Raw genomic sequence first — 13,464 nt, forward strand, 5'->3', positions numbered from 1 at the left:
GACCTTGAAACGCCTTCTCGCCACTGCCGCGCTGCTCGCGCTCGGATTGTCGTCAGGTGCGAACGCCGAAGAAAAGACCGTCGTCGAGTTCGGCTACACCTACTCATATCTGTTCGACGTCACGTTCCAGAAGATACTGCCGAAATTCTACGCGCAGCACCCGGACATCGAGATCAAGATGCGCGCCGCCTACAAGGATTACGAGGACGGCACCAACACGATCCTTCGCGAGGCGGCCTCCGGCGGTCTCCCCGATGTGACGATCCAGGGCCTCAATCGGCAGGCGATCCTGGTCGAGAAGGGGATCGCCAAATCGCTGGAGCCGTATATCGCGAAAGAACCTGATTTCGCCAAGGACGGTTACCACAAGGCGATGCTCGATCTCGGCACCTCGAACGGAGCGGTCTACGGGCTTCCGTTCGCGATTTCGCTGCCGGTCAGCTATTACAACATGGACATGATGGCCAAGGCCGGCATCACCAAGGCCGATCAACTGCCGAAGACATGGGACGATGTGGTGGGTCTCTGCGGCAAGCTGCAGTCGGCCGGCGTGAAGACTCCGCTGTTCTGGACCTGGAACATCACCGGCAACTGGTTCCTGCAAACCCTGATGTGGTCGCAGGGCGATTCGCTCATGAAGAACGGCAGGTTCAATCTCGCCAGCAATGCCGGCCTGACAGCCCTGGAGACGATGAAGAAGATCTTCCGGGGCTGCAACATGCCGAACTATTCGCTCGCTGATGCGCAGAAATCGTTCGCCGCTGGCCAGATCGCGATGTACTTCACCTCGACCTCGGAATTGGGCGCGATCGAACGGTCCAAGGGCGAATGGAAGCTGGTTACCCATGAATTCCCGGGCATCGATGCTGCGGGACCGAAGGGGCTGCCGGCCGGCGGCAATGCGGCGCTGCTGGTCACGACGTCAACTGATGCGAAGAAGGTCGAGGCGTCTTGGAAGTGGCTGAAGTTCATCACGTCAGGCGAAGGTGCGGCTGACGTGGCGCGCACGACCGGCTACATGCCGCCGAACAAGGCTGCGAACGAGCTGATCCTGTCCGATTTCTACAAGCAGAACCCGAACAAGGAGACGGCGGTCCGTCAGCTGCCACTGCTGCGCGAATGGCAGCCCTATCCCGGCGCGAACGGCCTTGCGGTGACGCAGGTCATCTACGACGGCATCGAGTCCATCGTGGTGGGACGCGCCAACGACATGCCGGCCCTGCAGCGCGAGTTGCAGGAGGAGGTCACCGAGCTTCTTGCCAAGAAGTGAAATCGATCGGGGCGGATGCGCGAATGCCGCGTCCGCCCCCCGAACGAAAACCCTATGGAGGCTCTTTCGATGAGCGACCAGGCGCTCGAATTCGTCATACTCACCGACTGCCATTTCGGCCCGCCGGGCCAGAGGTTCTACGGCCTCGATCCGCGAGAGCGCCTGGAAGCGGCCATCGAGGTCGTCAACCGGGATCATGCAAGGGTTGATTTCGTGATCTTCGCGGGCGATCTCACCGACCTCGGGCAACGGGAGGCCTACGAAAATTTTGCCGGTGCCGTTACGAAGCTGCAGGTTCCGCCGATCCTGATGCTCGGCAATCACGACAGGCGGGGTCCGTTCAGGAGCGTGTTCCCGAATGCCGATGACGACGGAAACGGATTCGTCCAGGCGCTGCGCGTCTTCCCGGCCGCAAGCATCTTGACGCTCGATACGCTCGACGAGGATGGGCGTACCCATGTCGGCATCCTGTGCGGACGTCGGTTGGCGTTTCTCGAGCGCGCGCTACGCGAGGCACCTGCGGATCGTCCGCTGCTGTTGTTCCAGCATCATCACAGCGGCAAGGTCGGCTTGCGATCGATGGATCGCTACAATGTGCGCAACGCCGACGAACAATGGGAGACGTTCGAGCGCGCCGGCCGCCGACCGGATGCGATGTTCCACGGCCACATCCATCGGCCTGTTTTCGGGCTGTGGCGGGGCGTGCCCTATCATGTGCAGCGCTCGATCATGCATCAGGTCGGTTTCGACCTCGAGACCGAGGACAAGATTCCCGGCTCGCTCGAGCCGCCCGATTTTGCCCTGGTCCGCGTGTCGGGCGACGGTCTGACCGTCCATCATCGGCAGTTCCTCTACGACGGCCCTTCATATTGGCTGCACGACCGGGCTGCGGTGGAAGGCCGCTTCGTCGAATGAGGGTTCGGCTCGATCACTTCAAGGCCATCCTCTGCGATATCGACGGATGTCTGATTGCGGGAGACACGGCGTTGCCAGGCGCATCCGAACTGGTGTCCCGGTTCGGAGACCGGCTGATCGCGATCTCCAACAATTCGACGGATACGCCGGAAACGCTGGCGGCGCGTCTTGCTCGGCTTGGTCTTGCGTTACCTGCGGATCGGATCGTCCTCGCGGGCGCGACCGCGATCGACGAGATCGCGATGGCGTCACCCGAAGCCAGGCTGGCGCTGATCGGCTCTGCGACGCTGGCCGCTCGAGCCTCGATGAGAGGATTGGTTCTCACCGACCGGGACGCGGATTTCGCGTTGCTGACCCGCGACGTCGACTTCACCTATGAGCGTCTTGAAAGGTTGGTGCGCCTGCTGAGCGCCGGCACCGAACTGATCGTCGCCAACATCGATGCTACTCACCCTGCCGCGGACGGAGGTCTTGTCCCGGAAACAGGAGCTCTCCTCGGTGCCGTCAAAACCTGCTTGCCTGGTCTGAGGTACCGGGCGATCGGAAAGCCGGAGGAGGCGCTGTTCAGAGCTGCGTTGCTGAAGGCGGGCGTTGAATCCTGCGAGGCGATCGTGATCGGCGACAATCCTGAAACCGACGGGGAGGGCGCGCGGCGCCTTGGGATAGCCTTTGCAGGAATTGGCAATGGCTCCGCTCGGAATATTGCCGAGTTGATGCTCAGAAATGACGCGCTTGGAAACGCCCGTGCCAGTGAGCGCGACCTATAGCGTTCGATATGCATAGCAAGTAGGGCAAAGCGGAGTCCGGAAGACGAGCCCGATTGACTGCATTTAACGGAACGGCCCTACGCAACGGTTCCGGGCCTGCGCGAAGGGCAACCAGCTGGTCAACGGCGATGGCAATTCGTGTGCTCTACGTGTGCAATGAGAGGTCAAAACAGGTACAAACGTGTGCAATTTGGGCTAGTTTGGAGTGCACACGTTCGTGCTTCATCCCATTGAAAGTGTAAGGTAAATAATTGGAATCGCAAGACTATCTCTTTTCCGTGGCTCCGATGATGGACTGGACCGACCGGCATTGCAGGGTCTTCCATCGCCTGATGTCGCGGCGGGCGCGGCTCTATACGGAGATGCTGACCACCGGTGCCGTGATCCACGGCGACCGGGCGCGATTGCTCGGCTTCGATGCCAGCGAGCATCCGGTGGCGCTGCAGCTCGGCGGTTCCGATCCGCGCGACCTCGCGACCGCCGCGAAGATCGGCGAGGATTTCGGCTATGACGAGATCAACCTCAATGTCGGCTGCCCGTCGGACCGGGTGAAGGACGGCCGGTTCGGCGCCTGCCTGATGGCGGAGCCTGCGCTGGTCGCCGAAGGCGTTGCGGCGATGAAGCGCGCGGTGAAAATCCCTGTCACTGTGAAATGCCGGATCGGCATCGACGACCAGGATCCGGAAGTCGCTCTCGATACGCTGGCGCGCGGCGTGATTGCCGCAGGCGCGGATGCGCTCGTCGTGCATGCGCGCAAGGCCTGGCTCAACGGGTTGTCGCCGAAGGAGAACCGCGACATCCCGCCGCTCGACTACGATCGCGTCTATCGTCTCAAGGCGGCGTTGCCGCACGTGCCCATCACCATCAACGGCGGCATCAAGAGTATTGCCGAGGCGAAGCAGCATCTGGCGCATGTCGATGGCGTGATGCTGGGGCGGGCAGCCTATCAGGAGCCGTGGCGGCTGCTCACGGTCGATTCCGAGCTGTTCGGTGAAACGCCGCCACATGCGACGATGAAGGACGTGTTCGCGGCGATGCTGCCCTATATCGAGCGGCAACTGGCTGAAGGCACGCGGCTGCATTCGATCACGCGCCATTTCGTCGGCGCCTTCCATGGCGTTCCCGGCGCGCGGGCGTTCCGCAGGCACCTCGCGGAGAACGGCGTGCGGCCGGGCGCCGGTGTCAACGTGCTGCGCGACGCGATCGCGCTGGTTGACGATCGCGCACGCGCAGCCGTGGCGGCCTGACGCGACAAACTACGGCTTGCGCTGACGCCGCACGACCTCCTGTGCGACCTTGAGGAAATTGAACAGGTGCGGCATCCGGTTGTCGCGCCGGTAGTTCAGCGACAGCGCGGTGCCCGGATTGTGTCCCTCATAAGCGCGGTAGGCGACGCCGGGGCGTTCGGCCTGCGAGACTGATTTCGGCACCAACGCAATGCCGACGCCGACCGACACCAGGCTGATCGCGGTCTGATAGTCCTGCGCCAGCACCTGCGATCTCGGAATGAAGCCCTCTTCGAGGCAGATGTTGAGAATGTGGTCGGCGAAGCTCGGGCGCGGCTTGCGCGGGTAGAGCACGAAGGTCTCGGCCTTCAGCGCCGCCAGCCGCGGGACCTGCTGCTCGAGCAAGGGCGAGGTGTCGGACAGCGCGAGGATCAACGGCTCCTGCAGCAGCGGCTCCGATTTCAATTCCTCGTCGTCGAGCGAGGGGCGGGCAACGGCGATATCGATCTCACGCTGGATCACCGCGCGCTTCTGCTCGGCATTGTTCATCGCCGAGAGCGCAAGCTCGACGTCGGGATAGGCCGAACGGAACGCCTTGATCACGTTGGGCAGCACGCCGTAGGTCGCCGATCCGACGAAGGCGACGCGCAGGTGACCCGAAAAGCCTTCGCCGATCCGCTTGATCTCGCGGTGGGTGCGGTCGAGCCGCTCCAGCACGTCGCGGGCACGTTCCAGCAGAACGCTACCGGCCTGGGTCAGCCGGATCTGGCTGCGGCTCCGGTCGATCAGGATGACGCCGAGATCGCTTTCCAGCTGCGCGATCTGCCGGCTCAGCGGCGGCTGGGCGATCGCGAGCCGCGATGCGGCACGGCCGAAATGCAATTCCTCGGCGACCGCGACGAAATAGACCAGTCGCCTGAGATCCATGACATCGTCGCGCTCGGTCACGGGAGCTAGCCGGACGTTCGGCCACGCGCTTCAAGAGAAGCTGCCGGGAAGGCTGGCCGGGTTTGGTGCCGTGTGGTCATCAGCGCGCGTTCGAGACGATGGTTTCTGCGCGAAGACTGGGCGTGGGTCCCCGGATTGTCAATTGTCCGCGGGGACGACGTCATCGGACTAGTCCTCGCGAGCGAAGGCACGGATCTTGTCCTCGTCGACCTCGACGCCGAGACCCGGGCCATCAGGGACGCAGATCTCGAACGCGTCGAATTTGATCGGGTTGACGACCAGGTCCTCCACGAGAATCCGCGGACCGAAATGCTCGGTGCCCCATTCGAGCTTGGGCAGGGTCGCGAAGGCGGCGAGATGCGCGGCCGCGCCGATGCTGCTCTCCAGCAGGCAGCCGCCGTAGAGTTCGAGGCCATGCGCGCCGGCGACCGCGGCCGCACGCTTCATTTCAAACAGGCCACCGCTCTTCACGAGCTTCAGCGAATAGACACTGCCGCAGCCCATCGTCGCGACGCGGGCAATTTCCTCCTTGGTGAAGGCCGCTTCGTCGACCAGCAACGGGATCGAGGTGCGCGCCGCGACCCGCGCCATGGCTTCGAGCTGTAGCGCCGAGACCGGTTGCTCGATCAGGGCGACGTCCAGCTCCTCCAGCGCCGGCAGGAAGCGGATACATTCGGCCTCGGTCCAACCCTGATTGACATCGACGATCAGCCGCACCTCGTCGCCGAGGCCGGCGCGCAGCGCCTGCAGCCGCCTCAGATCGGCCTGGGGCCGGTCGAATCCGAACTTGATCTTGAACTGACGGTGTTCGCGGCGCCGCAGCTTCTCCTTGGCTTCCTCCAACTCCTGGCTGCTGTCACCCGAGGCCAGCGCCCAGATCACCTCCATCCGCTCGCGCACGGCGCCGCCGAGCAGCGCGCTGGCGGGAAGGCCGAGCGTCTTGCCGGCGGCATCAAGCAGGGCGGATTCGATCGCGCCCTTGGCGGCGAAATTGCGGGTCGCGGCCTTGCTCATGCGCAAGCCATTGGCCTCGAAGGCGAGGGCCGGCTGTCCCAGCAGGGCCGGCGCCAGATAATTCGTCACCGCAGCCTTAATCGATTCCACGCTCTCCTCGGCCCAGCGCGGCCCGCCGAGCGTCGAGGCTTCGCCGATCCCCGTGACGCCGTTGTCGAGCAGCACGCGCACCAGCACGTAACCCTGATGCGTGACTTCCGTGTTCGAGAGCTTGTGCCGCCGGCGCGTCGGCGCTTCCACGATGGTGGCGCGGATGCTGCGGATCGCAGTGTCCTTGGCGGCAGCCTGCACGTGCTCCACGGGCTCGGCGATTTCAATCACGGCACGGCTCATATGTCCTCACAGGTCAGATCAGAATGAACCCCGCCAGGCTCTGCCTGGCGGGGCGGAATGCGCATCACTCGGCCGCGACGAGCCGTTCGACGGCCGCCTTCTTGAGCTTGAAGTCGAACTCGAGCACGAGGTCGGTGTCGGCGCCGGCCGGCGCCTTGGCGAACTTGCCGATCAGGCTCTGCTTCACGGCGAACACCGAGTCGTTGTCGAGATATTTGGTCTCGGAATCGTAGATCTGCGAGATCAGCGATTGATAGCCGTCCTTGGAGAGCATGAAGTGGATGTGGCCGGGACGCCAGGGATGGTGACCCATGTACTTCAACAGCTCGCCGCCGGCGCCGTCATAGGGGATCGGGTAGGGCTCGGGGCGCAGCGCCACGAAGGCGTATTCACCGTTGGCATCGGTGGTGAAGCGTCCGCGCAGATTGTAGGCCGGCTGCTCCGGGTCCTGCAGATCGTAGAGCCCGTTCGGCGCATCTTCCCAGACATCGATGGTGACGCCCTCGATCGGCCGTCCTGCGGTGTCGCTGATGCGCCCGCTGACCTTCACGGTCTGCGCGTTGTCGAACGTCTTCTTGATGATCGAGGCGCCCTTCGGCAGCACCGGCGGATTCTCCCGGTAGAACGGCCCGAGCACGGTGGATTCGCTCTCGCCGTCGGTGACCCGGTGGTCGAGCATGTCGACCAGCACCTCGACGCCGAGAATGTCAGCAATCAGGATGAACTCGTTGCGCTTCTCGTCCGAGATGTCGCCGGCGCGGCGCAGGAATTCACAAGCCGCGAACCATTCGGCAAAGGTCAGGTCGACCTCCTTGCAGAACGCGTGCATGTGACGGATCAGGCTGGTCATGATCTGGCGGTTGCGGTCCGGGATATCCGGCGAGAGCGCCGCGATCACGTGGTCGGTGATGGTGTCCTTGTTGACGTTCAGCATGGTCGTTTCCTCCTTTTCTTGCAGTTTGATCAAGCTTGCATTCCCGTTTTCGGGAATTTCGGCTGGTCGATTCACCAGACAAATTCGTAGGCCGCATTCTCCAGCATCGCGGGGGCGGGGTGCGGGTCGGCAAGGCTGCCGAACCGGCCGCGAAAGAACAGCAGCGGTCGCGTGCTCTGCTGCAGTGCCATCTCGCGGACATGGCCGAGGAAGATGGTGTGGTCGCCGGCGATGATCTCGTCGGCGAGATCGGTGACGAAGTACGCCGCCGCGTTGGCGATGACCGGCAGGTCGTTGCGGCGCTCGAACACGTCGCGGAGGTCGAGCTTCGGCTTGCCGGCGAAATGCCAGGCGAGATCCTCCATGCCCTCGGCAAGCACGCTGACCGCGAAGCGGCCGGTGCTCTGGATGTTGCGAAGCATCTTCGCGCTCTTGGCGATCGAGATCGCGACCAGAGGCGGATCGAGCGAGACCGACATGAAGGCATTGGCCGTCATGCCGTGATCGCGTCCCTCGCAATGCGTCGTGATGATGGTGACGCCGGTGCCGAACTGGCCGCAGGCGTTGCGCAGCTCACGCGGATCGATGGTGCTCATTGGTTTGCGACCTCGAATTGGGCCAAACGGGATCGAATGGCGCGCGGCGCGGTCACGATATCCTTCCAGTTCTCCAGCGCCGCCGCGGCGGCCGCAAGACCGGATCGCCGCAGGCTCCGGATCCGGCTGCTGGAGACGATCTCGCCATTGCCGCAGCGCACCGGCGGCAGGATGCGCGTGTTGAAGTGCTGCCGGAGCAGCTGCGCGGTGCCGCCCTTGCAGGACCCGAAGCGGAAATCCTCGCCGACGATCAGTTCGCATGGCCGCAGGAGCTGCAACTCGGCGAGGAAATCGGCCGCGCTGCGGCTGACGTAGATCTGGTTGAAGTCCGCGACGACGACATGGTCGGGCGTAAATGTTGCGATGCGATCGAGCTTCTCGTCGAGCGAGATCAGTGCCTCGGCCTGGCCGAAATACACCTTTGGCGGCGGATCGAAAGTGTAGACCACGGCCGGGACACCGCGGCGCTGCGCTGCCGCAATGGTCTGCCGAAGCAGTTCCTGATGGCCGCGATGGACGCCGTCGAACGCGCCGATGGTGACGACGCTGGCGTCGAGGGCCAATTCCCCATCGCGATGGAAAGCGACAGCGCTGCTGTCAAAACCCTTGCCCATGGTTCGCTCCCTCTGCCGTGCTGTGCATTGTGCATGGTCAGCTGCGGCGCTGCGTCCGCTGGACGATCTTGGCGTCCGGTCGGTGCACCCAAGTCATAGCGCGAGCCGCGGCGGCCGGCGCGGTATGGTGTGATACCTTTCGCCGGCTCCGGGTGAGCGCGTAGCTTTTCCTCCGATGTCACGCCGACCAAGAGCGTGACGGGATTGTCCAGGCCAATGCGGCGACGTCCGCCGGTCGAGCGACACAAGCGGAGGAGAAACCCATGACGACAGCAGCAGCTCTGCGGGCCGACGCGCCTGCGTCGACAACCAGCGTCTATACCGGTGCGGAATTCCTGGACAGCATCCAGGACGGCCGCGAAATCTACATCTATGGCGAGCGCGTCAAGAACGTCACCCAGCATCCCGCGTTCCGCAATTCGGCCCGGATGGTGGCGCGCTGGTACGACCGCTTCCACGAGAAGAAGGATCAGATCGGCGTTCTCACCGATACCGGCTCGGGACAGATCACCCATCCGTTCTTCCTCGGCTCGAAAACGGCCGACGACCTTGTGCGGGGCCGCGATGCGATCGCCGAATTGCAGAAGGTCGCGTATGGCTGGATGGGCCGCTCGCCGGACTACAAGGCGGCATTCCTCGGCACGCTCGGTGCGAATTCGGGCTTCTACGGCGAATATGCCGGCAACGCCAAGAAGTGGTATTCACGAACCCAGGAGCGGCTCGACTTCTGGAATCATGCCATCGTCAATCCGCCGATCGATCGCGATCGCGCCATCGAGGAGGTGCGCGACGTCTTCATGCATGTCGAGAAGGAAACCGACGCGGGCCTGATCGTGTCCGGCGCGAAGGTGGTCGCAACCGGCTCGGCGCTGACGCACTACAATTTCATCGCCCATTACGGCATCCCGATCAAGGACAAGTCGTTCGCGCTGATCTTCACCGCGCCGATGGATGCCAAGGGCATCAAGCTGATCGCGCGCTCGTCCTACGAATTCACGGCGGCCGCGACCGGCTCGCCGTTCGACTATCCATTGTCGAGCCGCTTCGACGAGAACGATTCGATCCTCGTGTTCGACAAGGTGCTGGTGCCCTGGGAGAACGTCTTCATCTATGGCGACGTCGACAAGATCAACCAGTTCTTCCCGGCGTCAGGCTTCATCCCGCGCTTCACGCTGCACGGTGTGACACGGCTTGCCGTCAAGCTCGACTTCATCGCCGGCCTGTTCTCGATGGCGGTGGAGGCGACCGGCTCGAAGGATTTCCGCGGCGTGCAGACCGCGGTCGGCGAGGTCATCGCCTGGCGCAATTTGTTCCACGGCATTGCCGACGCGATGGTGAAATCGCCGATCGCCTGGCAGGGCACCGAGGGCTACAATCTGCCTAACCTGAACTACGGGCTGGCCTATCGTGTGTTCGCGCCGATGGCCTATCCGCGGATCAAGGAATTGATCGAGCGCCATGTCGCGAGCGGCCTGATCTATCTGCCGTCGAGTTCGGCCGACCTCGAGAGCGAGGCGATTCGGCCCTATCTCGACCGCTTCGTGCGCGGCTCCAACGGCTATGCGGCGATCGACCGGATCAAGCTGCTCAAGCTGCTGTGGGACGCGATGGGCTCCGAGTTCGGCGGCCGGCACGAGCTCTACGAGCGCAACTATGCCGGCAATTACGAGAATCTGCGCGTCGAGACGTTGATGGCCGCGAGCGCCACCGGCGATCTCGGCGCCATGCAGGATTTCGTTCGCAACTGCATGAGCGACTACGACGTCTCGGGTTGGACGGCGAAGGACCTCGTCAATCCCGACGACATCAATCTCGTCAGCCGCGGTCTGGTACAGGGCTGACGACAAGGCTGACGATCTGGTAAGACAAATCGATGAGCCGCCGCGATTGCGCGGCGGCTCCATTATTTCTGCAAAGTGAGCCCATCGCCATGCTATTCCACGTCGAAATGGATGTACGGATTCCGCACGACATCGCAGCCGAAAAGGTCGACGCGCTGAAGCAGGCCGAACGCGTCCGCGCCATGGAGCTACAGCGCACGGGGGCATGGCGCCATCTATGGCGGGTGGCCGGACGCTACGCCAATGTCAGCATCTTCGACGTATCGGGCGCGCAGGAGTTGCACGACATCCTGTCCAGCCTGCCGCTGTTTCCCTTCATGGAAATCCAGGTCACGCCGCTGTGCCGGCATCCGTCCTCGATCCGCGACGACGACCGGTAGCACAAGCTTGTATGCGTGACTGAGGTCGGCGCGTGCGTCCTAGTCGATCGCCGTGCGCGGACGCCGGTGGCGGCTCGAGGTGCTGATGCTGCCGGTGACGTCGGGGTAGCCGGTGAGGGACAGCGTGTCGGAGCGGACACCCCAGCTCTCCAGCCGGTCGAGGAAGCTCATGCCGAGCAGGTTGGTCTTCATCTGCCCGCGCTGCACCACCAGCGCCGGCACCGATTTCTCGACCAGCTTGCCGACCGCGAGACGATCGAGCGTCAGCCGCGCCGCCTTGGTGTGGCCGCCGGCGGTCTCCAGGTCGACATTGTAGTCCAGCATGTCGGTCGGCAGCCCGATCGCCTTGGCGGTTTCCCAGGTCAGGACGACAGAGGTCGCCCCGGTGTCGATCACCATCGGCGCGCTGACGCCGTTGATCTTGGCGCGGAACGCGAACTCGCCGCCCTGGCTGCGCGCGATCTGCACCGCGGGGGCGGAGGTGGAGCTGGGGGCTGCGGCGGCGACGGTGCGGCCGAAGATCTGGGTCAGGTTCTCCCTGGCGCGCGCGATCTGATCGGGATCGCCATAGGCGACGACCGCGCCGGCGGTCGCCATCAGCAGCAGGATGACGAGGAGGATGCGGGTCATGCTGCGCCCCCGCTCGCGGCGGCGGTCAGGCGCGCTTCGGGCGCGGCTCCATGCGCTCGAGCCCGGCATCGGCCATGCGCGCCGGCAAAGTCGACATCACCGACAGCCGCTCCGCGCGATCCATCTTGTGCCAGCGCGCGATCTCCGGAAGCGTGCGACCGCAGCCGAAGCAGAGCTTCGTCCTGGGTTCCATCATGCAGACTGCGATACACGGCGTTTCTGAGCTCATGCTGCAACTGTTGAACCGTTTCGGCCGCTGGTGCAAGTCGCTCGAAACGGGATGCGCCATCACGCCCCGGCTCCTTGTCGCGAGCATGGTCTCGGCGCGAACGCCTTGCATTTGTTGGCAACGAAACCCTAGTCACGATTGTCCGCGACATGTTCTACAATCCGGTGCCGGCACTCATGATCGACTTGCGGCGCACACGCTTCCGGTCGGCGCCCATCGTGGGCTCGGCGGGCTCCGGCTGCACCGGCGGCGCTTCTTCCGTCATCGGCGCCAGTGCGCTCATCACCCGTTCCGGCGGCAAGGTCACGATCACCTCGGTACCGATGCGCAGCTTCGATTTCAGCGTGAAGGTGCCGCCATGCATGTCGATCAGGCTCTTCGCGATCGGCAGCCCAAGGCCGGCACCCTGTTCCGCCGACTTGATCGAGTTGGAGCCCTGGCCGAACGAGGCCAGCACGACCGGGATCTCGTCCTCGGCGATGCCGCTGCCGGTGTCCTTGACGCTCAGATATTGCCCGCCCGACGCGGTCCAGCCGACCTTCAGCCAGATCTCGCCGCCCTGCGGCGTGAACTTGATCGAGTTGGAGAGCAGATTGAGCACGACCTGGCGGATGGCGCGCTCGTCGCCCCATATCCTCGGCATGCCGTGCTCGAACACTTCGTGGATGGTGATGCCGCGGCTGGAGGCGCGCAGCTTCAGCAAATGGTGGCAGTCGGCGACAACATGCACCAGCGCCACGGCCTCTTCGTTCAGCTCGTACCGGCCGGCCTCGATGCGCGACAGATCGAGGATCTCGTTGATGAGGTTGAGCAGGTGCACGCCGGAATTATGGATGTCGGCGGAGTATTCCTTATAGACGGGCACCGCATGCGCGCCAAAGATCTCGCTTTTCATCACCTCGGAGAAGCCGAGGATGGCATTGAGCGGCGTGCGCAGTTCATGGCTCATCTGGGCCAGGAAGCGCGACTTGGCGACGTTGGCGGACTCGGCGCGGTGCCGGGCCTCGTCTGATATCGCCTTGGCCTGTTCCAGTTCGCCGATCAGCGCGTCCTTTTCGGCACGGGCCTCCAGGGTCGCAAGCGTGGTCGAATGCAGGCGGTGCGCCAGCAGGGCGAAATAGCCCTCGGCGGCAAGCGCCAGCAGCGCCAGCACGTAATTGTCGAACGCGCCGTTGAGCACGAGGTCGAGCGCGATCCCGACCGTGACCGGAACGGTCGCCGCGAGCGCTGCGATCGGCAGGCTCGCCGCCAGCATGCTGGAGACCGCGATCACCAGCGGCATCAGGAACATCATCAGCGTGTTGGAAGCGAGATCGCGCCCGGCGGGGTGGATCAGGATCGCGGTCCAGCACAGACCGTAGAGCAGGTCGAGCAGCACGAAGCGCGTCCGCCATTTGCGCGTCACCGCGACCGAAGTCGGCTCGGCGAGGAAGCGGGAGCAGTTGCGAATGATCAGGAGATGGACACAGAGGATGCCGACCGTCCAGGCGCCGGCCACGATCGGCTTCATCCAGAGGCCGAACAGCACGCCGGTTGCCACCACGAGCAGCATCACGACATAGGACGCCGAGATCCGGGTCTGGGCGTATTGGCGGAGCAGTTCGGCGTCGAACGCCGGGCGGGTTCCACTGGTTGACGTTAACCGATCCCGCGCCTCACGCACCCGCTGCGCAGCGACGCGCCGGCTGTTCACCGGCGCTGCCACCTGAGGTCCTGCCGGAAGCGCTACAACTTCAGGCTTTTCTGCGGGATTACTCATAAACAACA

At 64.0% G+C, this 13,464-nt stretch carries 14 protein-coding genes; 6 read left to right on the forward strand and 8 right to left on the reverse strand.

Going from position 1 to position 13,464, the window contains the following annotated elements; all coding sequences use genetic code 11:
- Positions 1 to 4: 4 nt before the first annotated feature.
- From JQ507_12150 to dusA, 4 genes are all read left to right on the forward strand, one after another.
- Positions 5 to 1,270, forward strand: coding sequence for an extracellular solute-binding protein (locus JQ507_12150; GenBank protein QRI72164.1), 1,266 nt, complete (start codon positions 5 to 7; stop codon positions 1,268 to 1,270).
- A 69-nt stretch (positions 1,271 to 1,339) separates the two neighbouring features.
- Complete coding sequence (locus JQ507_12155; GenBank protein QRI72165.1) at positions 1,340 to 2,185, forward strand: phosphodiesterase; 846 nt, start codon at positions 1,340 to 1,342, stop codon at positions 2,183 to 2,185.
- Positions 2,182 to 2,952, forward strand: coding sequence for an HAD hydrolase-like protein (locus JQ507_12160; GenBank protein ID QRI72166.1), 771 nt, complete (start codon positions 2,182 to 2,184; stop codon positions 2,950 to 2,952). The genes JQ507_12155 and JQ507_12160 overlap by 4 nt, the downstream gene beginning before the upstream one ends.
- Before the next feature lie 287 nt (positions 2,953 to 3,239).
- Entirely contained in the window at positions 3,240 to 4,199 is a 960-nt protein-coding gene (gene dusA, locus JQ507_12165; GenBank protein QRI73310.1) for a tRNA dihydrouridine(20/20a) synthase DusA, read from the forward strand.
- Between the two features lie 9 nt (positions 4,200 to 4,208).
- Here the strand turns inward: dusA and JQ507_12170 are convergent, their stop codons facing one another.
- From JQ507_12170 to JQ507_12190, 5 genes are all read right to left on the reverse strand, one after another.
- Positions 4,209 to 5,105 carry a LysR family transcriptional regulator gene (locus JQ507_12170; GenBank protein QRI73311.1) on the reverse strand — a complete coding sequence of 299 codons (897 nt, stop codon included), beginning with the start codon at positions 5,103 to 5,105 and terminating at the stop codon, positions 4,209 to 4,211.
- Between the two features lie 189 nt (positions 5,106 to 5,294).
- Positions 5,295 to 6,473 carry a mandelate racemase gene (locus JQ507_12175; protein ID QRI72167.1) on the reverse strand — a complete coding sequence of 393 codons (1,179 nt, stop codon included), beginning with the start codon at positions 6,471 to 6,473 and terminating at the stop codon, positions 5,295 to 5,297.
- A gap of 64 nt (positions 6,474 to 6,537) precedes the next feature.
- A complete protein-coding gene (locus JQ507_12180) occupies positions 6,538 to 7,407 on the reverse strand; it encodes an intradiol ring-cleavage dioxygenase (protein ID QRI72168.1) in 870 nt (289 codons plus the stop codon).
- Positions 7,408 to 7,478: 71 nt separating this feature from the next.
- Positions 7,479 to 8,003: a flavin reductase family protein gene (locus JQ507_12185; protein ID QRI72169.1), complete on the reverse strand. Its 525-nt coding sequence runs from the start codon at positions 8,001 to 8,003 to the stop codon at positions 7,479 to 7,481.
- The gene (locus JQ507_12190; protein QRI73312.1) at positions 8,000 to 8,566 is read right to left on the reverse strand and encodes an FAD synthetase; all 567 of its coding nucleotides are present in this window, start codon (positions 8,564 to 8,566) and stop codon (positions 8,000 to 8,002) included. Before JQ507_12190 ends, JQ507_12185 begins: the two co-directional genes overlap by 4 nt.
- A 314-nt stretch (positions 8,567 to 8,880) precedes the next feature.
- Here JQ507_12190 and JQ507_12195 point away from each other — a divergent pair, with 314 nt between their 5' ends.
- Both JQ507_12195 and catC read left to right on the forward strand, forming a co-directional pair.
- Positions 8,881 to 10,458: a Pyoverdin chromophore biosynthetic protein pvcC gene (locus JQ507_12195; protein QRI72170.1), complete on the forward strand. Its 1,578-nt coding sequence runs from the start codon at positions 8,881 to 8,883 to the stop codon at positions 10,456 to 10,458.
- Positions 10,459 to 10,547: 89 nt separating this feature from the next.
- A complete protein-coding gene (catC, locus tag JQ507_12200) occupies positions 10,548 to 10,838 on the forward strand; it encodes a muconolactone Delta-isomerase (GenBank protein ID QRI73313.1) in 291 nt (96 codons plus the stop codon).
- A 39-nt stretch (positions 10,839 to 10,877) separates the two neighbouring features.
- On the opposite strand, the gene JQ507_12205 is transcribed toward catC, so the two are convergent.
- The 3 genes from JQ507_12205 to JQ507_12215 all read right to left on the reverse strand — a co-directional run bounded on the left by JQ507_12205 (position 10,878) and on the right by JQ507_12215 (position 13,456).
- Complete coding sequence (locus JQ507_12205) at positions 10,878 to 11,468, reverse strand: TIGR02281 family clan AA aspartic protease (protein QRI72171.1); 591 nt, start codon at positions 11,466 to 11,468, stop codon at positions 10,878 to 10,880.
- Positions 11,469 to 11,493: 25 nt separating this feature from the next.
- Positions 11,494 to 11,697: a DUF1289 domain-containing protein gene (locus tag JQ507_12210; protein ID QRI72172.1), complete on the reverse strand. Its 204-nt coding sequence runs from the start codon at positions 11,695 to 11,697 to the stop codon at positions 11,494 to 11,496.
- A gap of 154 nt (positions 11,698 to 11,851) precedes the next feature.
- The gene (locus JQ507_12215) at positions 11,852 to 13,456 is read right to left on the reverse strand and encodes a two-component sensor histidine kinase (GenBank protein ID QRI72173.1); all 1,605 of its coding nucleotides are present in this window, start codon (positions 13,454 to 13,456) and stop codon (positions 11,852 to 11,854) included.
- Positions 13,457 to 13,464: the final 8 nt, after the last annotated feature.

The organism is Bradyrhizobium sp. PSBB068, from assembly GCA_016839165.1.
Classification (GTDB): domain Bacteria; phylum Pseudomonadota; class Alphaproteobacteria; order Rhizobiales; family Xanthobacteraceae; genus Bradyrhizobium.